The 22,149-nt window shown below is 66.2% G+C and carries 22 protein-coding genes; 2 read left to right on the plus strand and 20 right to left on the minus strand.

The features are described from left to right. Nucleotides 1-26: 26 nt before the first annotated feature. The 20 genes from EPK82_RS07365 to gspE all read right to left on the minus strand — a co-directional run bounded on the left by EPK82_RS07365 (nucleotide 27) and on the right by gspE (nucleotide 19,216). Nucleotides 27-302 (minus strand): hypothetical protein, encoded by a 276-nt coding sequence (locus EPK82_RS07365; protein ID WP_037048412.1) that lies wholly within the window; start codon nucleotides 300-302, stop codon nucleotides 27-29. A gap of 19 nt (nucleotides 303-321) precedes the next feature. Next, entirely contained in the window at nucleotides 322-1,668 is a 1,347-nt protein-coding gene (gene astB, locus EPK82_RS07370; protein ID WP_037048414.1) for an N-succinylarginine dihydrolase, read from the minus strand. Next, a complete protein-coding gene (gene astD, locus EPK82_RS07375) occupies nucleotides 1,668-3,131 on the minus strand; it encodes a succinylglutamate-semialdehyde dehydrogenase (RefSeq protein WP_134676193.1) in 1,464 nt (487 codons plus the stop codon). Before astD ends, astB begins: the two co-directional genes overlap by 1 nt. Before the next feature lie 63 nt (nucleotides 3,132-3,194). Further along, nucleotides 3,195-4,211: an arginine N-succinyltransferase gene (gene astA / locus EPK82_RS07380; protein ID WP_037048419.1), complete on the minus strand. Its 1,017-nt coding sequence runs from the start codon at nucleotides 4,209-4,211 to the stop codon at nucleotides 3,195-3,197. A gap of 81 nt (nucleotides 4,212-4,292) precedes the next feature. Further along, on the minus strand, nucleotides 4,293-5,309 hold the full coding sequence (gene aruF, locus EPK82_RS07385) for an arginine/ornithine succinyltransferase subunit alpha (protein ID WP_134676194.1): 1,017 nt from the start codon (nucleotides 5,307-5,309) through the stop codon (nucleotides 4,293-4,295). Nucleotides 5,310-5,444: 135 nt separating this feature from the next. Continuing rightward, on the minus strand, nucleotides 5,445-6,665 hold the full coding sequence (locus EPK82_RS07390; protein WP_037048432.1) for an aspartate aminotransferase family protein: 1,221 nt from the start codon (nucleotides 6,663-6,665) through the stop codon (nucleotides 5,445-5,447). 337 nt (nucleotides 6,666-7,002) lie between these two features. Next, nucleotides 7,003-7,983: a transcriptional regulator ArgR gene (gene argR / locus EPK82_RS07395; RefSeq protein ID WP_037048434.1), complete on the minus strand. Its 981-nt coding sequence runs from the start codon at nucleotides 7,981-7,983 to the stop codon at nucleotides 7,003-7,005. Between the two features lie 98 nt (nucleotides 7,984-8,081). Continuing rightward, complete coding sequence (locus EPK82_RS07400; protein WP_037048436.1) at nucleotides 8,082-8,846, minus strand: ABC transporter ATP-binding protein; 765 nt, start codon at nucleotides 8,844-8,846, stop codon at nucleotides 8,082-8,084. A 28-nt stretch (nucleotides 8,847-8,874) separates the two neighbouring features. After that, nucleotides 8,875-9,573 carry an ABC transporter permease gene (locus EPK82_RS07405; protein WP_134676195.1) on the minus strand — a complete coding sequence of 233 codons (699 nt, stop codon included), beginning with the start codon at nucleotides 9,571-9,573 and terminating at the stop codon, nucleotides 8,875-8,877. Between the two features lie 10 nt (nucleotides 9,574-9,583). Next, nucleotides 9,584-10,273 carry an ABC transporter permease gene (locus tag EPK82_RS07410; RefSeq protein ID WP_037048443.1) on the minus strand — a complete coding sequence of 230 codons (690 nt, stop codon included), beginning with the start codon at nucleotides 10,271-10,273 and terminating at the stop codon, nucleotides 9,584-9,586. A 186-nt stretch (nucleotides 10,274-10,459) separates the two neighbouring features. Continuing rightward, nucleotides 10,460-11,233, minus strand: a complete 774-nt coding sequence (locus EPK82_RS07415) for an ABC transporter substrate-binding protein (RefSeq protein ID WP_037048446.1) — start codon at nucleotides 11,231-11,233, stop codon at nucleotides 10,460-10,462. 475 nt (nucleotides 11,234-11,708) lie between these two features. Then, on the minus strand, nucleotides 11,709-12,215 hold the full coding sequence (locus EPK82_RS07420) for a type II secretion system protein M (protein WP_394346192.1): 507 nt from the start codon (nucleotides 12,213-12,215) through the stop codon (nucleotides 11,709-11,711). Between the two features lie 11 nt (nucleotides 12,216-12,226). Further along, on the minus strand, nucleotides 12,227-13,366 hold the full coding sequence (gene gspL, locus EPK82_RS07425) for a type II secretion system protein GspL (protein ID WP_134676197.1): 1,140 nt from the start codon (nucleotides 13,364-13,366) through the stop codon (nucleotides 12,227-12,229). Next, nucleotides 13,363-14,337, minus strand: a complete 975-nt coding sequence (gspK, locus tag EPK82_RS07430; RefSeq protein WP_134676198.1) for a type II secretion system minor pseudopilin GspK — start codon at nucleotides 14,335-14,337, stop codon at nucleotides 13,363-13,365. The genes gspL and gspK overlap by 4 nt, the downstream gene beginning before the upstream one ends. Further along, nucleotides 14,334-15,011, minus strand: coding sequence for a type II secretion system minor pseudopilin GspJ (gspJ, locus tag EPK82_RS07435; protein WP_134676199.1), 678 nt, complete (start codon nucleotides 15,009-15,011; stop codon nucleotides 14,334-14,336). Before gspJ ends, gspK begins: the two co-directional genes overlap by 4 nt. Next, entirely contained in the window at nucleotides 15,008-15,394 is a 387-nt protein-coding gene (gene gspI / locus EPK82_RS07440; RefSeq protein ID WP_134676200.1) for a type II secretion system minor pseudopilin GspI, read from the minus strand. The genes gspJ and gspI overlap by 4 nt, the downstream gene beginning before the upstream one ends. Further along, nucleotides 15,391-15,903, minus strand: a complete 513-nt coding sequence (gene gspH / locus EPK82_RS07445; protein ID WP_134676201.1) for a type II secretion system minor pseudopilin GspH — start codon at nucleotides 15,901-15,903, stop codon at nucleotides 15,391-15,393. The genes gspI and gspH overlap by 4 nt, the downstream gene beginning before the upstream one ends. A 58-nt stretch (nucleotides 15,904-15,961) precedes the next feature. Next, nucleotides 15,962-16,387 carry a type II secretion system major pseudopilin GspG gene (gene gspG / locus EPK82_RS07450; protein ID WP_037048460.1) on the minus strand — a complete coding sequence of 142 codons (426 nt, stop codon included), beginning with the start codon at nucleotides 16,385-16,387 and terminating at the stop codon, nucleotides 15,962-15,964. Between the two features lie 3 nt (nucleotides 16,388-16,390). Beyond that, nucleotides 16,391-17,608 (minus strand): GspF family T2SS innner membrane protein variant XcpS, encoded by a 1,218-nt coding sequence (xcpS, locus tag EPK82_RS07455; protein WP_134676202.1) that lies wholly within the window; start codon nucleotides 17,606-17,608, stop codon nucleotides 16,391-16,393. A 120-nt stretch (nucleotides 17,609-17,728) separates the two neighbouring features. Further along, a complete protein-coding gene (gene gspE / locus EPK82_RS07460) occupies nucleotides 17,729-19,216 on the minus strand; it encodes a type II secretion system ATPase GspE (protein ID WP_134676203.1) in 1,488 nt (495 codons plus the stop codon). Between the two features lie 227 nt (nucleotides 19,217-19,443). On the opposite strand from gspE, the gene EPK82_RS07465 reads away from it, so the two are divergent. Both EPK82_RS07465 and gspD read left to right on the plus strand, forming a co-directional pair. After that, on the plus strand, nucleotides 19,444-20,094 hold the full coding sequence (locus EPK82_RS07465) for a type II secretion system protein N (RefSeq protein WP_244229880.1): 651 nt from the start codon (nucleotides 19,444-19,446) through the stop codon (nucleotides 20,092-20,094). A 4-nt stretch (nucleotides 20,095-20,098) separates the two neighbouring features. Continuing rightward, a complete protein-coding gene (gspD, locus tag EPK82_RS07470; protein WP_134676205.1) occupies nucleotides 20,099-22,042 on the plus strand; it encodes a type II secretion system secretin GspD in 1,944 nt (647 codons plus the stop codon). Nucleotides 22,043-22,149: the final 107 nt, after the last annotated feature.

The following is a 22,149-nucleotide window of genomic DNA, read 5'->3' on the forward strand; positions in this document are numbered from 1 at the left end:
GCAGCCGCGCCTACATGGCTCGACGATCAGTGGTTGCAGTCGGGGCCATGGACATGATCTTCATCATCGTCCACCGGCTCCATTTCCAGCTGCAGGCTGACCAGGTTGGTGGCCTGTGGGCGCAGCAGCAGGTTGGCATACTCGGTATCCCCCTCCTCCACGTCGACGCCGATCAGCAACTGATCGCCAACGGCCTGAACCCAGAGTTCCTTGCCCTGCCAGACCACCGCAAAGCGGGTGCAGGACGTCTCCAGCTGGGTGCCGTCGTTATCTTCGAGAATCAGTTGCAGCGCGTCGCTCATAAAATCTCCGGGGTTGGGGTCAGTTCAGTTGGAAAGGATAGACCGAGCCCAGTTTAAGGATCTGCGTCAGTTCATCCAATGCCGTGCGGCATTCGCCGAGCAATTGCGGATCGGCAAGATCGGCCTCGCTCAGGCGATCGCGATAGTGCTTGTCGACCCAGGCCACCAGGGTGTCATGCAGCGCGTGGCTCATCACCACTCCCGGATTGACCGCCGCCAGTTCCTGCTCCTTGAGCGCCACGCGCAAGCGCAGGCACGCCGGGCCGCCACCATTCTGCATGCTCTGCTTGAGGTCGAACACGCGCACCTCGCGAATCGGCCCGCCGCTGGCGGTCAGTTGCTCGAGGTAGCGCCAGACGCTGGCATTGTTGCGACATTCTTCCGGCACCACCAGCAGCATGCTGCCATCGGCGCGTGTGAGCAGTTGGCTGTTGAACAGGTACGAGCGCACCGCATCCTGCACGCTCACCGCCGAGCCCGGCACGCAGACGGCCTGGAAGTTGCCGCCGCGCCGCGCCAGTTTGTCGCCCAGTTCGGCCAGCACCTTGTCGGTCTCGAGGAAGGCGTCCTGGTGGTAGAACAGCACCTCGCCGTTGCCCACCGCGATCACATCGTTGTGGAACACGCCCTGATCGATCACCGCCGGGTTCTGCTGGGCGTAGACCACGCCCGCGTCGCTCAGGCCGTGCAGGCGCGCGACCGCCTGGCTGGCTTCCAGGGTCTGCCGCGCCGGGTAGCGCGCCGGGGCTGGATAGCGCGTATCGAAGGCACTGCGCCCGTAGACGAAGAACTCCACGCCGGCGTCGCCATAGCCCTTGCAGAAACGCGTGTGGTTGGCCGCGCCCTCGTCACCGAACTGCGCCACCGCCGGCAACGCCGGGTGGTGGGCGAAGTGCGCGTCGTTGGCGAACATGGCCTGCAGCACGCGACTGGTGGTCGGGTGCTCGATACTGCGGTGGAACTTGCAGTTGAGGTTGGCAGCGGTGAAGTGCACGCGACCATCGGCCGTGTCGGCACTAGGGCTGACGGTGCAGGAGTTGGCCGTCCACATGCTCGATGCCGAGCAGCTCGCCACCAGCAGCGGCATGGCCTCGCGCGCGGCGCGGGCGATGACCTCGGCGTCGCTGCCGGTAAAGCCCAGGCGCCGCAACGCGCCGACATCCGGGCGCTCCTGCGGGGCCAGCACGCCCTGCTTGAAGCCCATGTCCATCAGCGCCTTCATCTTGGCCAGCCCTTGCTTGGCGGCCTCCCTGGGGCTGGATACCACCTGGCTGTTGCTCTGCGATGCCACGTTGCCGTAGGACAGACCGCCGTAGTTGTGCGTCGGCCCGACCAGGCCGTCGAAGTTCATTTCATAGGCGGACATCACAGGGTCACTCCCGGGGTCAGGGTCGCAGGCAGGGCCAGGGTCTCGCTCTCCAGCGACGCCACCGGGTAGGCGCAGTAGTCGGCCGCATAGTAGGCACTGGCGCGATGGTTGCCGGAGGCGCCGATGCCGCCGAACGGGGCGCTGCTGGCAGCGCCGGTGAGTTGCTTGTTCCAGTTGACGATGCCGGCACGGCTATGCAGCCAGAACTGCTCGTAGCGGGCCCGCGAATCGGACAGCAAACCGGCAGCCAGGCCATAGGCCGTCGCATTGGCTTCCTCGATGGCCCCGTCGAAATCTGCGTAGCGGACCACCTGCAGCAACGGGCCGAAGAATTCTTCGTCCGGGCGTTCGGCCACGGCGGTGACATCGACGATGCCGGGCGTCAGCAGTGCCGCATCGGCCTGCGGCTGCGTCATCGCCAGCAGCACGCTGGCGCCCTTGGCCTGCAGATCGGCCTGCGCCTGCATCAGCTGTGCGGCGGCCTGCAGGGAAATCACCGAGCCCATGAAGGGCGCCGGCTGCTCGTCGAAACGCCCCACCCGGATCTGCCCGGCGACCTGCACCAGGCGCGCCAGCAGGGCATCGCCCCAGGCGCCCTGCGGCACCAGCAGACGGCGCGCGCAGGTGCAGCGCTGACCCGCACTGATGAAGGCGGATTGCACGATGGTGTAGACCGCGGCATCGACATCGGCCACCTGATCGACGATCAGCGGGTTGTTGCCCCCCATCTCCAGCGCCAGGATCTTGTCCGGGCGCCCGGCGAACTGCGCGTGCAGCAGGTTGCCGGTGCGGCTGGAGCCGGTGAAGAACAGGCCATCGATACCGGGATGCCCGGCCAGGGCCACGCCGGTTTCGCGGCCGCCCTGCAACAGGTTGAGCACGCCTGCCGGCAGACCGGCTTCGATCCAGCATTGCAGGGTCAGCTCGGCCACCTTGGGCGTCAGTTCGCTGGGCTTGAACAGCACGCAGTTACCGGCCAGCAGCGCCGGCACGATATGCCCGTTGGGCAGGTGCCCGGGGAAGTTGTACGGACCGAATACCGCCACCACGCCATGCGGCTTGTGCCGCAGCACCGCCGTGGCATCGGCCAGCGGACCACTCTTCTCACCGGTGCGCTCGCGATAGCTCTGGATGGAAATGGCCACCTTGTTGACCATGCTGGTCACCTCGGTGGCGGCCTCCCACAGGGGCTTGCCGGTCTCTTCACCGATCGCCCGCGCCACCTCATCGGCACGCGTCTTCAGGCAGGCAGCGAAACGCTCCAGCACGGCGATACGCCCGTCCAGCGAATGCGCGGCCCATAGCGAGAACGCGCCACGCGCGGCGCTGACAGCCGCATCGACCTGTGCGGCAGTGGCGCCCTGGCCTTCCCAGACGACGGCCTGGCTGACCGGGTCGAGCGACTGCAGCGGCTCGCCCTGACCGGGCTGCCACTGACCTGCGATGTAATGAGTGTTCATCTTGTTCTACCACTCCCAGCATTCAGCGGCGACCGTCGAGGGCCACCGCGCAAAACAGAAATCTCAGCCGTGCGCCGCCAGCGGCACGGCGCGCACCTGATCGCCCGCCGACAGGCGCAGACGCTTGGCCGTCAGCGGATCGACCACCAGGGTACCGGCCGCCAGGCGTGCCGGCGCGGCGGTGATGCGGCAGTCCTGGCGCTTGCGGTTGTGCACCAGGAAGGGTTCGGCGTCGTCACCCGGCGTGCCGATGGCCAGCACCAGGTTCTGACTGTCGCGTACGGCGCGGATCTTCGCGGTTTCCGCCTCGATGGCCGGCCCGGCATCGAAGATGTCGACGTAGCCCTGGTAGCTGAAGCCCTCGGCCTTGAGCATGGCCAGTGCCGGCTCGGTGTCCGGGTGCACGCGACCGATCACGCCGCGCGCGTCCTCGGAGAGGAAGCAGGCATAGAGCGGGAACTTGGGCATCAGCTCGGCGATGAAGGCCTTGTTGCCGACACCGGTGAGATAGTCCGCCTGGGAGAACTCCATCTTGAAGAAGTGCCGGCCCAGGCTTTCCCAGAACGGCGAACGCCCACGCTCGTCGGACACTCCGCGCATCTCGGCGATCACCTTGTCGCCGAACAGCTCGCGGAATTCGGCGATGAACAGAAAGCGCGCCTTCGACAGCAGGCGGCCGTTGAGGCCAGTGCGGTAACCGGCATGCAGGAACAGCGAGCACAGCTCGGAGTTGCCGGTCAGGTCGTTGGCCATGAACAGGGTCGGCACCTGGCGATGGATGTTCAGCTCCTGCGATGCGCTGACGGTCAGGCCCACACGGTAGTTGTACCAGGGCTCGCGCAGGCCCACGGCGCCGGCGACCGCCGAGATGCCCACCACCTTGCCGGCGTCGTCCTCGAGCACGAACAGGTAGTCGGCATCGGCCCGTTCGGCCTCGCCGCGAAAGGCCTTCTCCGCCCAGCCGACCCGGTGCGCCAGGCGCGCCTCGTTGGCCGGCAGCGTGGTCAGGCCAGCGCCGGTACTGCGAGCCAGGTCGATCAGGGCCGGCAAGTCGGCACTGCGCACGGGACGAACGATCATAAATCCTCCAGATTCCTCGAGAGCGCCGACGGCACCCTCACCCGCCCCGAAGGGCGCCCTCTGCTACCGGAGCAGGGCCTGTTAAACCGCGACCAACCTGACGCTGGCACCTTCACCGACGCCCAGTGCCTCGGCCGCCTCCGCACTGAGCAGCACGGGCCTGCCGGGCACCCAGTCGAGATCGGCGACGATGGCGCGAAAATCCTGCAGCTGGCCGTTGCTCACCAGGTACTGGCGCCCGCCGCCCTCGGCCTCACCGATCTTCACCGGCACCAGGCGGCTCTGCGCGATGCTGCGAATGCCCGAGGTGCGCGCGTGCAGGGTCGGGCCACCGTCGAAGATGTCGATATAGTGGTCCGTCTCGAAGCCTTCACGCATGAGGATGTCGAAGGTGATCTGCGCACGCGGATGCACCTGGCCCATCGCCTCCTGCGCCTCGTCCGAGAGCAGCGGCACGTAGATGGGGTAATGCGGCATCAGTTCGGCGAGGAAGGTGCGGCTTTTCAGCCCGCACAGGCGCTCGGCCTCGGCGTAGGTCATGTCGAAGAAGTTGCGCCCGACCGCATCCCAGAACGGCGAATCACCGCCCTCGTCGCTGTGGCCGACGATCTCCACCACCACCGCGTCGGCGAAGCGCTCCGGATGGCCGGCCATGAACAGCAGGCGACCGCGCGAATTGAGCTCGGCGAAGGCGCTGCCGACCAGCGGCCGCTCGACGTAGAAGCTGGTGAGCAGGCTGTTGCCGGTCAGGTCGTGACAGAGCGACAGCACGTGGATCTTGTTGTGAATCTTCAGCTCGCGCGAGTTGTGCACAAAGGTTTCGTTGCGAAAGCTGTAGAAGGGTTCGGAATAGCCGGCCGACGCGACGATGCCGGAGCAGCCGACCAGGCGACCGCTCGCGCTGTCTTCGAGCACGAAGAAATAGCTTTCTTCACCGTTGAAGCTGACCTCGGCGGCGAAGGACGCCTCCGAAGCGGCGATCTTGTCGCCCAGCCGGCCTGCGTCGTCCGGCAACGAAGTGACCCCCACCGGACTGTCAGCAGCCAGTCGCTGCACATCCGCCAGGTCCGCCATTTGCGCAGGGCGCATCACCAGCATGGGTCACTCCTTCTAAACACAGAATCGTTGCGACAGGCAGGCCGACGACCTGCCCGACGGATCGGCGATGAAACGGGAGGGTCCTGGCCAGCCGCTGTCGCGACCAGCCCCCTCCCGGTATCAGCCCGCAAACACTCAGGCCGCCGGCAGTTTGCTCAGCGCTCGTTCGAAACGCGCCAGGCCTTCCTCGATGTCGGCATCGTCGACCACCAGGCTCGGGGCGAAGCGCACCACATCCGGCCCGGCCTGCAGAATCATCAGGCCTTCGGCCGTGGCGGCGTCGAGCACCTGCTTGGCCTTGCCCTTCCAGGCATCGTTGAGCACGCAACCGAGCAGCAGGCCCATGCCACGTACCTGCTCGAACAGGCCGTACTGCTTGCCCAGCGCCTCGAGGCGGACCTTGAACCGTTCGCTCTTGGCCTGCACGCCGTCCAGGGTCTGGCGGGTATTGACGATATCCAGCACAGCCTCGCCGACCGCACAGGCCAGCGGGTTGCCGCCATAGGTGGTGCCATGGGTGCCGGGAACGAAGTGCTTGGCCAGGTCGGTGGTGGTGAGCATCGCCGCGATGGGGAAACCACCGCCCAGGCTCTTGGCGCTGGACAGGATGTCCGGCACCACGCCGTAGTTCATGTAGGCGAACAGCTCGCCGGTACGGCCCATGCCGCTCTGCACCTCATCGAAGACCAGCAGCGCGTCGTGTGCGTTGCACAGCGCGCGAGCGCCCTCCAGATAAGCCTTGTCCGCCGGCAGCACGCCGCCCTCACCCTGCACGGGCTCCAGCACCACGGCGCAGGTCTTGTCGGAAATGGCCGCCTTCAGGGCGTCCAGATCGTTGTAGGGGACATGGGTGATGCCCTGGATCTTCGGCCCGAAACCATCGGAATACTTCGGCTGGCCGCCCACGCTGACGGTGAACAGCGTCCGCCCGTGGAAGCTGTTGGTGGCGGCGATGATCTCGTGCTTCTCCGGACCGAAACGGTCATGGGCGACACGCCGGGCCAGCTTGAACGCGGCCTCGTTGGCCTCGGCGCCGGAGTTGCAGAAGAACACGCGCTCGGCGAAGGTCGCCTCGACCAGCTTCTTGCCCAGGCGCAGCGCCGGCTCGTTGGTGAACACGTTGGAGATGTGCCACAGGGTATTGGCCTGCTCGGTCAGAGCCGCGACCAGCGCCGGGTGGCAATGACCCAGCACGTTGACCGCGATGCCGCCGGCGAAGTCGATCAGCTCTCGCCCGCTCTGATCCCAGACTCGCGAACCCAGACCACGCACGGGCACGAAGGCGGCAGGGGCGTAGTTGGGAACCATGAACTGGTCGAAATCGGCGCGTTGCACCGCATCGTGCTGAACGGACATCAAAGCTCTCCTGATGAGAAGTACCAGTCGCAGACCGGCGACAAAGCGCCCGAAACGACAGGGAATGCAAGGATTGTAGGGACTGAAACGGGGGCGGCATTGCCGCCATGCGACAACTTCTTACAGCGCCACCCCGGGTTTTCCGCGGGTTGTCGCCCAGGCGACAGAAAGCATCGGAAAGGCGCAGTTTAATCGCAGATCGTCGCCCGGAGCACGTGGCCGGAAAAAATCTCCGCAGGCTGACCGGCCGGTATCGACATCCTCGCCGGCGTGGCCACATGAGCACCCGGCAAGCGCCCTGGAGATCGGCCCGGATGCCTCCGGGCGAGCGCCCGTGTCAGCCGCGCTCGACCGGGGTGGAGGTCAGCTCGAAGGGGCTGTTGCTGCGGCGCTGGTTGCGATCGTCACGCGGCGTGGCGCCGAAAAAGTTGCGGTAGGCGCTGGAGAAATGCGGCCCCGAGGAAAAGCCGCAGGACAGGCCGATCTGGATGATCGACTTGCTGGTCTGCATCAGCAGCTGGCGCGCCTTGTTCAGGCGCAGCTCCAGGTAGTACTGGCTGGGCACGCGATTGAGGTACTGCTTGAAGATGCGCTCCAGCTGCCGACGCGAGACGCAGACATGCTGGGCGATCTCGTCGGTGGTCAGCGGCTCCTCGATGTTGGCCTCCATCAGCAGCACGGCCTGCGTCAGCTTCGGATGGCTGGAGCCGAGGCGATTCTGCAGCGGAATGCGCTGGCGCTCGCCCCCTTCACGGATGCGCTCGACCACCAGCTCCTCGCTCACCGCACCGGCCAGTTCGGCGCCGTGGTCGCGCGCCAGCACCGCCAGCAGCAGGTCGAGCACCGCCAGGCCACCACACGCGGTGAGCCGGTCACGGTCCCAGTCGAACAGGTGACTGGTGGCGATGACCTTGGGGAAACGCTCGGAGAAATCGTCCTGCCAGCGCCAGTGCACCGCCGCACGGTAGCCGTCGAGCAGGCCCAGCTGGGCCAGCGGATAGACCCCGGCGGACAGGCCGCCGATCACGCAGCCACCACGCACCTGCTGCTTGAGCGCAGCGGCCAGGCCGGCAGAAACCTGGGCCGGCGGCGTATCGGCCAGCAGAAACAGCTTGTCCAGGCCATCCAGATGCCCGGCCCAGGGCTCGCCCGGCAGGCGCCAGTCACCCGCGACCAGTGGTTCGGCCTGGAGGAAAACCAGCTCGTACACCACTTCCGGGTGGACGCGCTGGGCGACACGCAAGGCTTCCTCGGCCAGGGACAGGGTCAGGGCCTTGGTGCCGGGCCAGTAGAGAAAGCCGATTCGATGGGGGGTCATGGGTCTATGTTCAGGTTTGCCTTGCACCAGTTCAGGGCGTCTGCAAAAACCGGCAGCGGTTTCGAGCGCACCCTAAAAGGGCAAAGTCTAGCTGCTTATTATTTGAGGCTACCGGAAAGGAACTGCTTGAGACGCTCGGATTGTGGATTGACCAGCACATCCTTCGGGCAACCGCGCTCTTCCACCAGGCCCTTGTGCAGGAATACCAACTGGTTCGACACCTCGCGGGCGAAGCCCATCTCGTGGGTGACCACCACCATGGTGCGACCTTCGGTCGCCAGGTCCTGCATCACCTTGAGCACTTCGCCGACCAGTTCCGGATCGAGTGCCGAGGTCGGTTCGTCGAACAGCATCACCTCCGGCTCCATGGCCAGGGCGCGGGCGATGGCCACGCGCTGCTGTTCGCCGCCAGACATGTGCGCCGGATAGGCATCCTTGCGATGGGCCACGCCCACCTTGGCCAGGTAGTGCTCGGCCTTGTCGCGGGCCTCGGCCTTGCTCACGCCGAGCACGTGCACCGGCGCCTCCATCACATTCTCCAGGGCACTCATGTGCGACCACAGGTTGAAATGCTGGAACACCATGGCCAGGCGCGAGCGCATGCGCTGCAACTGCCTGGCATCGGCGGCGCGCAGCGAACCGTCCTTGGCCGGCACCAGCTTCAGCTCTTCGCCGTTGAGCAGGATCTTGCCGGCATGCGGCTGCTCCAGCAGATTGAGGCAGCGCAGGAAGGTGCTCTTGCCCGAACCACTGGAGCCGATGATGCTGATCACGTCGCCCGCCTTGGCCGACATCGACACGCCCTTGATCACCTCATGGCTGCCGTAGCGCTTGTGCAGGTCCTGAACTTCGAGTTTGTACATGTTCGGGTTCTCTTGAATCGTCATGGCATCAGCCCTTGCGCGGGGCCATGTAGGCCAGCCAGTGGCGCTCGGCCAGCTTGAACAGGCGCACGAGGATGAAGGTCAGCACCAGGTAGAACAGGCCGGCGGTGATGTAGGCCTCGAACGGCAGGTAGTACTGCGAGCTGACGGTCTTGGCAGCGCCGGTGATGTCGATGAGGGTCACCACCGAGGCCAGGCTGGTGGTGTGCAGCATCATGATCACTTCATTGCTGTACTGCGGCAGCGCCCGTCGCAATGCCGACGGCAGCAGGATGCGCCGATACAGCTTGCCGCGCGACATACCCATGGCCTTGGCCGCCTCAATCTCGCCGTGCGGCGTGGCCTTGAGGCTGCCCGCCAGGATCTCGGCCGTGTAGGCGCTGGTGTTGATGGCGAATGCCAGGCAGGCACAGAAGGTGGCGCTGGACAGGTAGGGCCACATGAAACTCTCGCGCACGGCCTCGAACTGGGCCAGGCCGTAGTAGAGCAGGTACAGCTGCACCAGCATCGGCGTGCCACGGATCACGTAGGTGTAGAGCCAGGCCGGAAAGTTGACCAGCGCCTGCTTGGACACCCGCATCACCGCCAGCGGCACCGCCAGCAGCAGGCCCACGGCCAGGGCGATGAGCAACAGCTTGAGGGTCACCAGCACGCCACCGAAGTACAGCGGCAGGCTGTCGAGTACCACGTTGTAATCGAAAAGCATGGTGACTCCCTCAGATCTCGGCGGCTTTGACGCCGACCGAATAGCGGCGCTCGAGATAGCGCAATACCAGCAGCGACACGCTCGTGATCACCAGGTACACCGCCGCCGCCAGGAGGATGTAGGTGAACGGCTCACGGGTCGCGTCACCGGCGCTCTTGGCGCGGGCCATCATGTCCTGCAGGCCGACCAGGGAGATCAGCGCAGTGGCCTTGACCAGCACCAGCCAGTTGTTGGTCAGACCGGGAATCGCCAGGCGGATCATCTGCGGCACGAGGATGCGGAAGAACACCCGCAGCGGGCTCATGCCATAGGCCATGCCCGCCTCGCCCTGCCCCTTGGGGATGGCCATGAAGGCACCGCGGAAGGTCTCCGACAGGTAGGCGCCATAGATGAAGCCCAGGGTGCCGACACCCGCCACGAAGGGATTGATGTCGATGTAGTCCTCATAGCCCAGCAGCGGGGCGATGCGGTTGACCAGGTCCTGGCCGCCGAAGAAGATCAGCAGGATCAGCACCAGCTCGGGAATCCCACGGATCACCGTGGCGTAGGTCTCGCCCATCAGCGCCAGCCACCTCACCGGCGACAGACGGAAGGCCGCACCGAGCAAGCCGAGCGCGATGGCGACCGCCATCGACAGCAATGCCAGCGACACGGTAAGCCAGGCACCCTCGAGAATGGTCGAGCCGTAGCCTTGAAGCATGCGCCAATACCTCTCAGGCACCACGATGGCGCCATCTAGCACAAAGGAAATTCATGTCGCCCGAGCGACCGACAACGCCTGAGCGCCAGCACGGGCGAGCCGCCAGCCGGTCGCTACAGGATGAACCAAGAAAAAAGTGGCACAACCTCCGGGAAGGTTAGTGCCACTTTGTCCATCTGCGATCGCTTACTCGCCGTAAACGTCGAAGTCGAAGTACTTGTCCTGCACGGCCTTGTACTTGCCGTTGGCGCGAATGGCCAGGATGGCAGCACTGATCTTGTCGGCCAGCGCCTTGTCGCCCTTGCGCACGGCGATGCCCTGGCCTTCGCCGAAGTATTTCACGTCGGTGAAGTCCGGGCCGGTGAAGGCGAAGCCCTTGCCGGCATCGGTCTTGAGGAAGCCGTCATCGATGTTCACCGAGTCGGCCAGGGTGGCGTCCAGACGACCGGACTGCATGTCCAGGAAGATTTCGTTCTGCGAGCTGTAACGCACGACCTCGATGCCCGCCGGAGCGAACAGGTCGGTGGCGTAACGGTCGTAGACGGACGAGCGCTGAACGCCGACCTTCTTGCCTTTCAGGTCGACCAGCGGGTCCTTGACCTCGGTGCCGGCCTTCATCGCCAGCTTGGCTGGCGTTGCATAGTACTTGCCGGTGAAATCGACGGATTTCTTCCGGTCTTCGGTGATCGACATGGACGACAGCACGGCGTCGAACTTGCGGACCTTGAGGGCCGGGATCAGGCCATCGAACTCCTGCTCGATCCACTTGCACTCGACCTTCATCTCTTCGCACAGGGCGTTGCCGATGTCGTAGTCGAAGCCGGAGATCTGGCCATCGGGAGTCTTGAATGCGAAGGGAGGGTAAGCCGCTTCGATACCGATGCGCAGCGGTTTCTCGGCCATGGCCAGAGGCGACATCAGGGACAGCGCCAGGGCGCCGAGCAGTGCGATCTTCTTCATTCTTTGCTCCTTCGAATTGGGTATGGCATCGATGGCAGTGAGGGGCCCGGGCCTTGTAAGGATTGTAGAAGGCGGTGCAGCGTCATCCGTGTAGGACGAGCGACGAAAGGGCCTTGGCTGGGTGAGCGGCATTCTAGCGGCAGCCAATGAGGCGATATTTCCTTAATGCGACAAGTAATTACAGAAGCACAGGAAGCGCCCAGGGCAGATATTGACAGCTCGCAAAAGGAGTGATCAAGCAGAAAAGGGTAAACGGATAATCTCAGCAAGACTCAGGCCAGAAAGCATCAAACGCCCACAGCATGGGCACTGGAGACGCCGCGCAGTTTTCCCGCACGCCCGCGACGGCACCTTATCGGCGCAGCGGCGTTTCCTATGCGCCCAATCGGGTGCGCGATGTTACCTGTCGGGACAACGGACGTGCCGACTGCGCCATCAAGCCCTGCCGGCACGCACAAGCGAACCCGCGCCGCCGTCACTCGCCGGCACGCAGGCTCAGCCGCGCCATCACGCGATTCTCCTCGGCGCGGTCCAGCCCGGCCTCCTCCACGCGCACGCCCTGCCCCTCCAGCGTCTCGATCCAGCGCAGCAGCTGGGCAAAGGCCACCGGTTGCAGGTTGACCTGCACGGCGCCGTAGCCCTCGGCATCCAGGCGCTCGATCACCACGCCCTGCTCCGCAGCCGTTGCCGTGACCAGGCCCTGCAGGCGCTCCGGATCGAGGCTCGCGCGCGGTTGCAGGTCACGCCCGCGCAGCTGTGGCGCGCGGCTCTGCAGGTAGGCATACAACGCCCGCTGCTCCTCGAACGCGGCACGCGCCGTCTGCGCATGGCGCTGCGCGGGCTGCCACAACGCCAGGTAGAACAGCACCAGCAGCAGGAACAGGCCCAACGCCAGCAACGCCAGGCGATCACGCGACGGCAGCACCTGCCAGCGCTGCGCCAGGGGTGAACGCTGCCAATGCTGCTGCAACTTCTCGCTCATCGCCATGCCGCTCATCCTCCGATCACCACACGTGCGCTGACGCCCTGCGCCTCACGACTGGCCGAGCCCATCTGCACCGACAGACCGGCCTGCTGCAGGCGCTCGCGCAGCCCTTCCAGCTCGGCGAAGCCGGGTGCCTGCAATTGCAATGACAGGTCGCCACGCACCGCGCTGTAATCGAGCTGATTGACCTGCACCTGTGGCTCTCCCTCGGCGTACAGCGCGGCAGACACCTCGCCAAGCAGACCGAGCAGCGCGCTGCCTGCGGTCGACGACTGCGCCAAGTGCTGATCCAGCTGCGCCCTCAGGTTGATCAGCTTGCTGTCCTGCGGAAACAGCTCGCGATACAGCGCCTCACTGGAGGCCGCGTAGGCATCGGCCTCACGCTGCAGGTACCAGCCCTGCGCCAGATTGAACCCCCATTGCAACAGCACACAGAGCGCCAGCACGGCCGCCAGCGGGCGCCAGCGCTGCCAGCCGTCATCACCCTGGCGCAGCGCGAACGCCCCCTGTGCCAGATCGATACCGCCGCCCTGCTCGACCAGCCACAGGTGCGCATCCTCGAGCGGGTGCTGCTCATCGTGCGGCTCGGGCGCCGACTGCTCGGCCGTCGCCCAGACCATTCGCGGCTGCGGGCACGACTCGGCCAGCGCAGACCAGTCGGCGGCCTGTACTGCCAGCCGCCAGGGTGCCTCGCCCCCCAGCACCCAGCGCGACTGCAGCCACAGCAGCTGGCTGCCCTGATGCGGCAGCATGTCGGCATCCATGCGGATCGCCTGCGGCGGTTGCGCGGCGAACAGCGCCAGGCAGTCACGCAGCCAGTCTGCACGCAGCGCATAGACGCGATGACGACCATCGGCCAGTTGCTCGCCCAGCGCCAGATGCATCGATTCGACATCCTCGGCGAGCAGCTCCTCCACCGCGAACGGCAGCGCCTGGCGTACCCAGCGCGCCTTCTGCGTGGGCAATTGCACGGCGCAGGCGGTCACCGCCTCCACCGGCAGCACCAGCTGCCAGTGCGCCGGCAGGTCCGGCAAGGCATCGGCCAGGCTCAGCGTCCGGCTCTCGCCGGGCGTGACCCACTGCACCGGCAATTCCGGCGAGAGTCCCTGGCAGGCCTCGGGCGGCAGAAAAATCCATAACGGCTTCATTCTTGTTCTTCCTCAACGGGCTCCGGCGGCATGCCGCCCTGCCCCAGATCACGCGCCAGGACACGAACCTGGCCATCATTGCCGCGCTGCAGCAGGCTGCGCAAGACCACCCTGCGCTCGCCCAGGCTGACCTCGCTGAACACCTCGAAATACTGGCTGCCGACCGCCAGGCCCTGCGCCACCTGCTCCCCCAGCCCGGCAAGCGCAGGCTGAGCAGCGAAGGCAGCCGGGCTGGCGTAGCCCTCCGAGCCCCGCGCCGCGATCAGCGACAGCGCCGCATCCGGGCTGAGGCCATCGGACAGGGTAGAAAGCACCATGGCGCTGGCGGTGTTGACGTTGAGCAACGTGCCGCTGGGCAGCGCACTGACGAAGGGCAGCAGGCGGCGATAGTCGGCCTCGTCCATCTCCAGCAACAGGCGCAACTCGGAAACGTCACTGATCTCGCGATTGGCGCTGCGATAAGGCGGTGCAGCCAGGAGGTACTGAGCATCCTCGGCGCCGTTGCCACCCAGCGTCTCGCTGTCGCGATCCAGCCAGTCGAGCAAGCGCTCGGCGTAAGGCTTGCCGATGTCCAGGCGCAGCAACAGACGGCGCAAGCGCATGACCGCCAGCTCGTTGGGCCGGCCCTGGCTCACCAGGTTGTTGAGATTGAAGCGGCCGCTGGGGTCGACGATGCGCACACGCAGCTCCCCGCCCTCATCCAGCGGAAAAGGCGGCAATGGCCTGGCCCAGGGTTCCAGCAGGTGGTCCACCGGTTGCCGCGGATCACCCTGGCGCAGATCCCGTTCGAGCATCGCCTTGGCCAGGGTCTCGCCACCCAGCGCGTAGTGCCAGGCCTGGGTCACGTGCAACTGATTGGCGCTGCTGCGGATCGACAGCTGCTGGCGGGCGATCAACCCGGCGCAGACCACCGTGACCACGGCCACCACCAGCAGCACGGTAATCAGCGCGACACCCTGCTGCCGCCTCATGGCTGCGGCTCCTCGCCCTGCTCGCCTTGCTCCCCCTCCGACGCCGCCGGCTGCTCCTGCGCCGGCAGATCCGGCAGGCGCAACAGACGCCGCAACTCGCCATAGCGCCGGTGCTGCAGGCGCAGCTCCAGCGCACGCGGCAGCTCGGTGAACGACGCATCGCCAGTGGCATTGGCCGGCGGCCAGTCAGGCTGCCACTGGCCGTCCTTGTCCAGGTAGCGCAGGCTCAGCGACTCGACGCCGTCGAGCGCCTGCTGCACCTGTGGCGCGCTGTCCTGGGCACGGTCGAGCACCCGCCAGTAGCGACGCTGCCATTGCTCGCCACTCAGCTGCCAGCGCACTCGCTGCACTTCGGCACGCGGCTGGCCCAGTGGATTGCGCCAGCCGGCACGGCTCAGCTCCAGCGCCGTGGCATCGGCCAGGTCGCTGTGCAGCGCCGGCTGTGGGTCGCCAAAGGCATCTCGAATCGGCCGCACCGTGACCTGCCGCAGGTCACGTTCGAACGCCGACAACGCCCGCGTCAGCTCACGGAGCTGACGCTCGTGTTCACGGGTCACGGCATCGGCACTGAGCACGCTGTCGAGCATGCGGTAGGTCGCCAGCCCCAACAGCGCGAAGATGGCGATGGCGATCAGCAGCTCCAGCAGGGTGAAACCGCGCTGCCCGTGCCTCATCGCGGCACCCCGAGAAAACCGCTGAGGCTGACCAAAGCCCGCTCGCGCAGATCACCCCGGGCGCCGCGCTCATCGACCGCGACCCACAGCGTCACGCGGCGCATGGCCGGCTCGCTGGTGGCCTCGATCTCGCTTTGCCACGACCAGCGGCGCCCGGCGAACTCCACCTGGCCCTGATCACGGCCGTCGGCAGGCGGTGTTTCGGCCAGTTGCAACTCCGTCATGCGGTTGTCGGCCACCCACATGGCCAGGGTCTTGTCCTCCAGCTGGCTGGCGGTGCGCACGCTGCGCGCACTGGCGGTCAGCACGCTGGCGGCGACCAGGGCGAAGATGGCCAGCGCCACCAGCACTTCGAGCAGGGTGAAGCCTCGTGCCGATTTCATCCGGCACGCCCCGCGCCCAGTTCCTCGACACGTGGCAGCGTGAAACCGTCGCTGGAGAGCTGCATACGCAGGCCATCACGGCGTCGTTCGGCGAGGCGCAGGCGGAACGGGGTCAGCTCGCCACTGGACAGGATCAGCAACTGCGGCGCCGCCGCATCCGCCTCGCCCGGCAGCGCAGGCTCCTCGCCCTCCAGCTCGAGCGTCAGCTCGGCCCACTCCGGCAGACGATGGGCCTGGCGGTCCAGCGCCTGCCATTCGGCGCGTTGCGAGTCGTAGCGCAGCACACGGTAGCCTTCGCGGGTAAAGCTCAGGCCATACTCGCGGTTATCCAGCACCGCCTCGTCGAGCAGCACGCCGATCAATCCACTGAGGCGCTCGGCCTCGCCACGCAGTTCACGCGCCGGACCGGCGATGCCCGTGCTGAACACCGCGAGGCCGATCAGGCTGCCGAGAATCACCAGCACCACCAGCAGCTCGATCAGGGTGAACCCGCGCTGGCCATGCGCCATGAGCGCCTGCGCGCTGCGCGTGCGAGGGCGCCAACAGGTGAAGGCCAGCATCGGCAGGTCAGAGGTCCCAGTTACCGATATCGGCGTTCAGCTCGCTACCGCCCTGTTTGCCATCGGCGCCGAACGAATAGAGATCGAAGGCGCCCTTGGTGCCGGGCGCCAGGTACTGATAGGGATTGCCCCAGGGATCGACGGGCAGGCGCTTGAGGTAGCCGTCCTTGTTCCAGTTCTTCGCCGGCGGGTTGCCGCTCGGCTTGCTCACCAGCGCCTCCACACCCTGCTGGGTGCTGGGGTAGTTGTGATTGTCCAGCTTGTACATGTCCAGCGCGGCACCGATGGCGCGGATGTCGTTCTGCGCGGCAGTGACCTTGGCCTGGTCCGGCCGGCTCATCACCTGCGGCACGACCAGCGCCGCCAGGATGCCGAGGATGACCACCACCACCATGATTTCGATGAGCGTGAAGCCCGCCTGAGATTTTCTCACCTGCTATCCCACCATTTGGTTCAAAGAAAGAATCGGCAACAGGATGGCCAGCACGATCACCAGCACCACTGCTCCCATGAAGACCAGCATGAACGGCTCGAACAACCCGACCAGCAAGGCGATCTGCGCGCTGAGGTCGTTCTCCTGGTTCTTCGCCGTACGCGCCAGCATCTGATCCAGCTCCCCGGAGCGCTCGCCGCTGGCGATCATGTGCAACATCATCGGCGGAAACTGCCCGGTCGCCTCCAGCGAACGGGTCAGGCTACCGCCCTCACGGACCTTCTGCGCCGCCACCAGCACCTCGGCGCGAATCACCCGATTGCCGATCACCTCGCCGGCAATCGCCAGCGCCTCCACCAGCGGCACGCCGCTGCGGGTGAGAATCGCCAGGGTCGAGGCGAAGCGTGCGCAATCGGTGGCGCGGCCCAGCCCCCCCAGCAGCGGGATGCGCAACAGGAAACGATGCCAGCGCAGGCGAAATGCCTCGTCACGCAGCGCGGCACGCAAGGCGATAACCGCCAGTACCAGCGCCACCACGGCCAGCAGCCCCCAGGCCTTGACCCAGTCACTCAGGGCGATGAGCCCACGGGTCAGTACCGGCAGGGTCTGCCCGGAGTCGACGAAGACCTTGACCACGTCCGGCACCACGTAGCCGAGCAGAAAACCGACGATCAGCAACGACGCGCACATCAGGATCACCGGATAGAGCAGCGCCAGCTGCACCTTCTGCCGCGACTGCTGGCGCTGCTCGGTGTAGTCCGCCAACTGTTCCAGCACCGGCCCGAGATGCCCGGCGTGCTCGCCAGCGGCCACCGTGGCGCGATACAGCTCGGGAAACGCTGCGGGAAACTCCTTGAGGCTGGCGGCCAGGCTGTGCCCCTCCAGCACCCGCGCGCGCACCGCCAGCAGCATGCCCTGGATGCGCGAACGAGTGGATTGCGCGGCAGCGGCGCGCAACGCTTCTTCGATGGGCAGCGCCGCCTGGATCAGCGTCGCCAGCTGGCGGGTGACCAATGCCAGGTCACGTGCCGACAGACCACGGGCAAAGCCCAGGCGCACCTGGCCAGCGCCCTGCTCGCGACTGCGCGTGGCCTTGACCTCGAGCGGCGCCAGCTGGCGTTCACGCAGCAGCTGCCGCACCTGCCGGGCGCTGTCGGCCTCCAGCACGCCCTTCTGCTGGCGGCCACTGCCGTCGAGGGCGATGTATTCAAAGGCCGCCATCGGCAAACCGCTCCCGTCGTTCCCGTGGAAGCGGCTGGGCGGCATTCCGCTGCAGCCGCGATCCGCGCCGCCCCGCAGCCGAAGCCGCTGCTACAGCCGATGCCCATATCACGCTCGCCATCATTCCTCTCGCGTCACGCGCAACACTTCCTCGACCGTGGTCACCCCTTCCAGCACCTTGCGCCGACCATCGTCGCGAATGCTCGGTCCCAGGGTACGGGCGTGGCGGATCATGTCCTGTTCGGCAGCGCGACTGTGCACCAGGCTGCGCATGGTCTCGTCGAACACCACCAGCTCGTAGATACCGGTACGCCCACGATAGCCCTGCTGATGGCAGTGCGCACAGCCACGGGCGTGGTACAGCGTCGGCGCCTGATCGAGCGACGCCCCCAGCAGCGCGCACTCGGCCGCATCGGCGCTGTAGGGCTCCTTGCATGCCGGACAGAGCACCCGCACCAGGCGCTGCGCCAGCACGCCGAGCAGCGATGACGACAGCAGGAAGGGCTCCACGCCCATGTCCACCAGACGGGTGATCGCGCCGATGGCACTGTTGGTGTGCAGGGTCGAAAGCACCAGGTGACCGGTCAGCGACGCCTGCACGGCGATCTCGGCGGTTTCCTTGTCGCGAATCTCACCGACCATCACCACATCCGGGTCCTGGCGCAAGATGGCGCGCAGGCCACGGGCGAAGGTCATGTCCACCTTGGTGTTGACCTGGGTCTGGCCGATGCCTTCGAGGTGATACTCGATGGGGTCCTCGACGGTGAGGATATTGCGCGTGTGGTCGTTGAGGCTGACCAGGCTGGCATACAGCGTGGTGGTCTTGCCCGAGCCGGTGGGCCCGGTGACCAGCAGGATGCCATGCGGCTTGCGCACGGTGTCTTCCATCAGCGCGCGATCTTCGCTGCGCATCCCCAGGTGCTGCAGCGACAGGCGCCCGGCCTGCTTGTCGAGCAGGCGCAGCACCACCCGCTCGCCGTTGGCCGACGGCAGCGTGGACACGCGGATGTCCACCTCGCGCCCCCCCACCTTGAGCGAGATACGCCCGTCCTGCGGGATGCGTTTCTCGGCGATATCCAGCCGCGCCATCACCTTGACCCGCGAGACCAGCAAGGTCGCCAGCTCGCGCTTGGGTTCGAGCACTTCACGCAGGATGCCGTCCACGCGGAAACGCACCACCAGGCGCTTCTCGAAGGTTTCCAGGTGAATGTCGGAGGCGTTCTCCTTGATCGCTTCGCCGAGAATCGCGTTGATCAGGCGAATGATCGGTGCGTCGTCCTCCTGTTCCAGCAGGTCCTCGGTTTCCGGCACCTGATCGGCCAGCGACGCCAGATCGAGACTGCCGCCGATGTCCTCGGCCAGTTGCATGGATGCGGAGTCATGCTGATAGGCCGCCCCCAATGCCTGGGCGAACTCGCTGGCGCTCATCGCCTGCAGCGGCAGGCTGCGCCCGGCGAAACGCTGCGCCTCGGCCAATGCCACCGGGTCGCAGCCGAGGCGATAGCCCAGGCCGGCGCGGCCGTCATGCATGACGAACACCACGCCATGGCGCTTGGCGAAGCTGAAAGGCAGGCGGCGCAGCGGAGTGTCGTGCAGCGAAGCGTTCATGCGTGACCTTAGAACGGAGTCTTGTCTCGGTAGCACAGCCTAACCTGACTGTTCGCCCCAATGGGCCACCTCAAGGACGGTCTTTCTTTAACAATCGATCGATTATCTTTAACACATTGCCCAGCACAGCACACCCACCCTATTTGGGGGATGCCAACATCACGCGGGCTGCTATGATCAGCGCGCGACGCCCCGCACATAAGAAGAGCTAGAACGTCGTTTCCGGAGTGATACCTTTGCCCATCTCGGCCCTTTCCCAGCGGCTCAAGGACAATACCCCGAGCCTGATCGGCATGCTCGTGCTGATCGCCCTGAGCGTCAGCCTGGCGTGGCAGAGCGCCGACCTGCTGCGCCTGGTACGCGGCCAGGTGCAGCCCGTCCCGGAGCAGGCCGACTCCGGCCAGGTGCAGCACGGCCAGGCCCCTGTCGGCCAACTGTTCGGCGCCCCTCGGCAGGCCGATAGCGGCCCCGCGCCGACCACCAATCTGCAACTGACCCTGCTCGGCAGCTTCGTGCACAGCGACCCGCAGCGCTCCAGTGCGCTGATCCAGCCCCAGGGTGAGCATGCCCAACGTTATGCCGTCGGCATGGAAGTGAGCGATGGCGTGCGTGTGGACGCCATCTATGCCGATCGCGTCGAGCTGCTGCGCAACGGGCGCCGCGAGAGCCTCGGGTTCCCGCGCCAGCAGAGTGGGCAGTACAGCTATACCCCACCGTTCGAAGCGACGCAGGAAGACCCGCAACAACAACTCGAACGACTCGACCAGGACAACCTCGAACAACTGCGCCAGCGCATGCAGATGCTGCGCGAACAGATGGAAGCCTCCGGCACACTGCCCGAAGAAACGCCCCCCGATCAGCCCATGGAAAGCGACTGAACCGATGCCTGTTCTCCGAAGCCGACTGACACTCGCCCTGATAGCCGCCAGCCTGGCCAGCACGCCCTTGCCGCTGCTTGCGCAGATCGAACAGGTGCCCAGCAGCGCCAACCAGCAGGAAGAAAGCTGGACCATCAACCTCAAGGGTGCGGACATCCGCGAGTTCATCGACCAGATCGCCGCCATCACCGGGCAGACCTTCGTCGTCGACCCGCGCGTGAAGGGTCAGGTCAGCGTGGTGTCCAGCACCCCGCTGGGCCTCTCCGAGGTGTACCAGCTGTTCCTCTCGGTGATGGCCACCCACGGTTTCAGCGTACTGACCCAGGGCGACCAGGCGCGCATCGTGCCCAATGCCGAAGCCAAGGCCGAAGCCGGTGAAGGCCGGGCCGCACCGGACCGCCTGGAAACCCGGCTGATCCAGGTGCAGCACGTGCCGGTAGCCGAGCTGATCCCGTTGATCCGCCCGCTGGTACCGCAGTACGGTCACCTGGCTGCCGTCACCTCGGCCAACGCGCTGATCATCAGCGACCGCAGCGCCAACATCGCACGCATCCAGGACCTGATGCGCCAGCTCGACCAGAGCGGCGCGCAGGATTTCAGCGTGGTCACCCTGCAACATGCCTGGGTGATGGACGCCGCCGAGGTCCTCAACACCGCCATCGCCCGTGGCCAGGCCAAGGGCAGCGGCGCTACCCAGGTGGTGGCCGATGCCCGCACCAATCGCCTGATTCTTCTCGGCCCGCCGGAAGCCCGCGCCAAGCTGGCCGACCTCGCCCGCTCGCTGGATACACCCACCAGCCGCTCGGCCAACACGCGGGTGATTCGCCTGCGCCACAACGACGCCAAGGCCCTGGCCGAAACCCTCGGGGAAATCTCCGAGGGCTTGAAGAGCCAGGAGACCGGCGAGACCAGCGGCAAGCAGTCGAACATCCTCATCCGTGCCGACGAGAGCCTCAACGCCCTGGTGCTGCTGGCCGACCCGGATCAGGTCGCCACCCTCGAGGACATCGTCCGTCAGCTCGACGTGCCGCGCGCGCAGGTCATGGTCGAGGCGGCCATCGTCGAAGTTTCCGGCGACATCACCGATGCCGTGGGCGTGCAATGGGCGGTGGATGCACGTGGTGGCCGTGGCGGCCTGGGCGGGGTCAACTTCGCCGGTACCGGACTGTCCGTCGGTTCGGTGCTGCAGATCCTGCAGAACGATGAAGTACCGGAGAACACCACCCTCCCCGACGGCGCCATCATCGGCGTTGGCAGCGACCGCTTCGGCGCGCTGATCACCGCGCTGTCGGCCAACAGCAAGAGCAACCTGCTGTCGACGCCGAGCCTGCTGACCCTGGACAACCAGAAGGCGGAGATCCTCGTCGGGCAGAACGTCCCCTTCCAGACCGGCTCCTACACCACCGACGCCTCTGGCGCGGGCAACCCCTTCACCACCATCGAGCGCAAGGACATCGGCGTCACCCTCAAGGTCACCCCGCACATCAACGAAGGCGCCACCCTGCGCCTGGAGATCGAACAGGAGATCTCCTCCATCGCGCCGAGCACCGGGCTCAATGCCCAGGCGGTGGACCTGGTGACCAACAAGCGCTCGATCAAGAGCACCATCCTCGCCGACGATGGCCAGGTGATCGTGCTCGGCGGCCTGATTCAGGACGACGTCACCGAAGCCGTTTCCAAGGTGCCGTTGCTGGGTGACATTCCACTGATAGGCGGGCTGTTCCGCTCCACTCGCGAGTCGCACATCAAGCGCAACCTGATGGTCTTCCTGCGTCCCACCGTGGTACGCGACGGCGCCGGCCTGGCGGCGCTGTCCGGCAAGAAGTACAGCGATATCCGCATCATCGGCAATGGCAGCAGCAACGGCGGCCGCCCCAGCATCCTGCCCAGCCAACCTGCGCAACTGTTCGATGGCCAGGGCGCACCGGCGGTGGATTTGCGCCAGTAAGGGTATCGCCTGCCACGTTAGCGCCGGCAGCTTCTACGGCCATCGCGGCTGAAGCCGCTCCTACGACCAGCGGTGCCGCCCCCCCTCTCCCGCTTGCGAGAGAGGGG

The sequence above is a fragment of the Ectopseudomonas khazarica genome (assembly GCF_004521985.1).
Taxonomy (GTDB): Bacteria; Pseudomonadota; Gammaproteobacteria; order Pseudomonadales; family Pseudomonadaceae; genus Aquipseudomonas; species Aquipseudomonas khazarica.

Excerpts from the sequence above, each read along its gene's own strand:
- EPK82_RS07365 (WP_037048412.1), bottom strand. The coding sequence starts at position 302 with ATGAGCGACGCGCTGCAACTGATTCTCGAAGATAACGACGGCACCCAG.
- astB (WP_037048414.1), bottom strand. The coding sequence starts at position 1,668 with ATGTCCGCCTATGAAATGAACTTCGACGGCCTGGTCGGGCCGACGCAC.
- astD (WP_134676193.1), bottom strand. The coding sequence starts at position 3,131 with ATGAACACTCATTACATCGCAGGTCAGTGGCAGCCCGGTCAGGGCGAG.
- astA (WP_037048419.1), bottom strand. The coding sequence starts at position 4,211 with ATGATCGTTCGTCCCGTGCGCAGTGCCGACTTGCCGGCCCTGATCGAC.
- aruF (WP_134676194.1), bottom strand. The coding sequence starts at position 5,309 with ATGCTGGTGATGCGCCCTGCGCAAATGGCGGACCTGGCGGATGTGCAG.
- EPK82_RS07390 (WP_037048432.1), bottom strand. The coding sequence starts at position 6,665 with ATGTCCGTTCAGCACGATGCGGTGCAACGCGCCGATTTCGACCAGTTC.
- argR (WP_037048434.1), bottom strand. The coding sequence starts at position 7,983 with ATGACCCCCCATCGAATCGGCTTTCTCTACTGGCCCGGCACCAAGGCC.
- EPK82_RS07400 (WP_037048436.1), bottom strand. The coding sequence starts at position 8,846 with ATGTACAAACTCGAAGTTCAGGACCTGCACAAGCGCTACGGCAGCCAT.
- EPK82_RS07405 (WP_134676195.1), bottom strand. The coding sequence starts at position 9,573 with ATGCTTTTCGATTACAACGTGGTACTCGACAGCCTGCCGCTGTACTTC.
- EPK82_RS07410 (WP_037048443.1), bottom strand. The coding sequence starts at position 10,273 with ATGCTTCAAGGCTACGGCTCGACCATTCTCGAGGGTGCCTGGCTTACC.
- EPK82_RS07415 (WP_037048446.1), bottom strand. The coding sequence starts at position 11,233 with ATGAAGAAGATCGCACTGCTCGGCGCCCTGGCGCTGTCCCTGATGTCG.
- EPK82_RS07420 (WP_394346192.1), bottom strand. The coding sequence starts at position 12,215 with ATGAGCGAGAAGTTGCAGCAGCATTGGCAGCGTTCACCCCTGGCGCAG.
- gspL (WP_134676197.1), bottom strand. The coding sequence starts at position 13,366 with ATGAAGCCGTTATGGATTTTTCTGCCGCCCGAGGCCTGCCAGGGACTC.
- gspK (WP_134676198.1), bottom strand. The coding sequence starts at position 14,337 with ATGAGGCGGCAGCAGGGTGTCGCGCTGATTACCGTGCTGCTGGTGGTG.
- gspJ (WP_134676199.1), bottom strand. The coding sequence starts at position 15,011 with ATGAGGCACGGGCAGCGCGGTTTCACCCTGCTGGAGCTGCTGATCGCC.
- gspI (WP_134676200.1), bottom strand. The coding sequence starts at position 15,394 with ATGAAATCGGCACGAGGCTTCACCCTGCTCGAAGTGCTGGTGGCGCTG.
- gspH (WP_134676201.1), bottom strand. The coding sequence starts at position 15,903 with ATGGCGCATGGCCAGCGCGGGTTCACCCTGATCGAGCTGCTGGTGGTG.
- xcpS (WP_134676202.1), bottom strand. The coding sequence starts at position 17,608 with ATGGCGGCCTTTGAATACATCGCCCTCGACGGCAGTGGCCGCCAGCAG.
- gspE (WP_134676203.1), bottom strand. The coding sequence starts at position 19,216 with ATGAACGCTTCGCTGCACGACACTCCGCTGCGCCGCCTGCCTTTCAGC.
- gspD (WP_134676205.1), top strand. The coding sequence starts at position 20,099 with ATGCCTGTTCTCCGAAGCCGACTGACACTCGCCCTGATAGCCGCCAGC.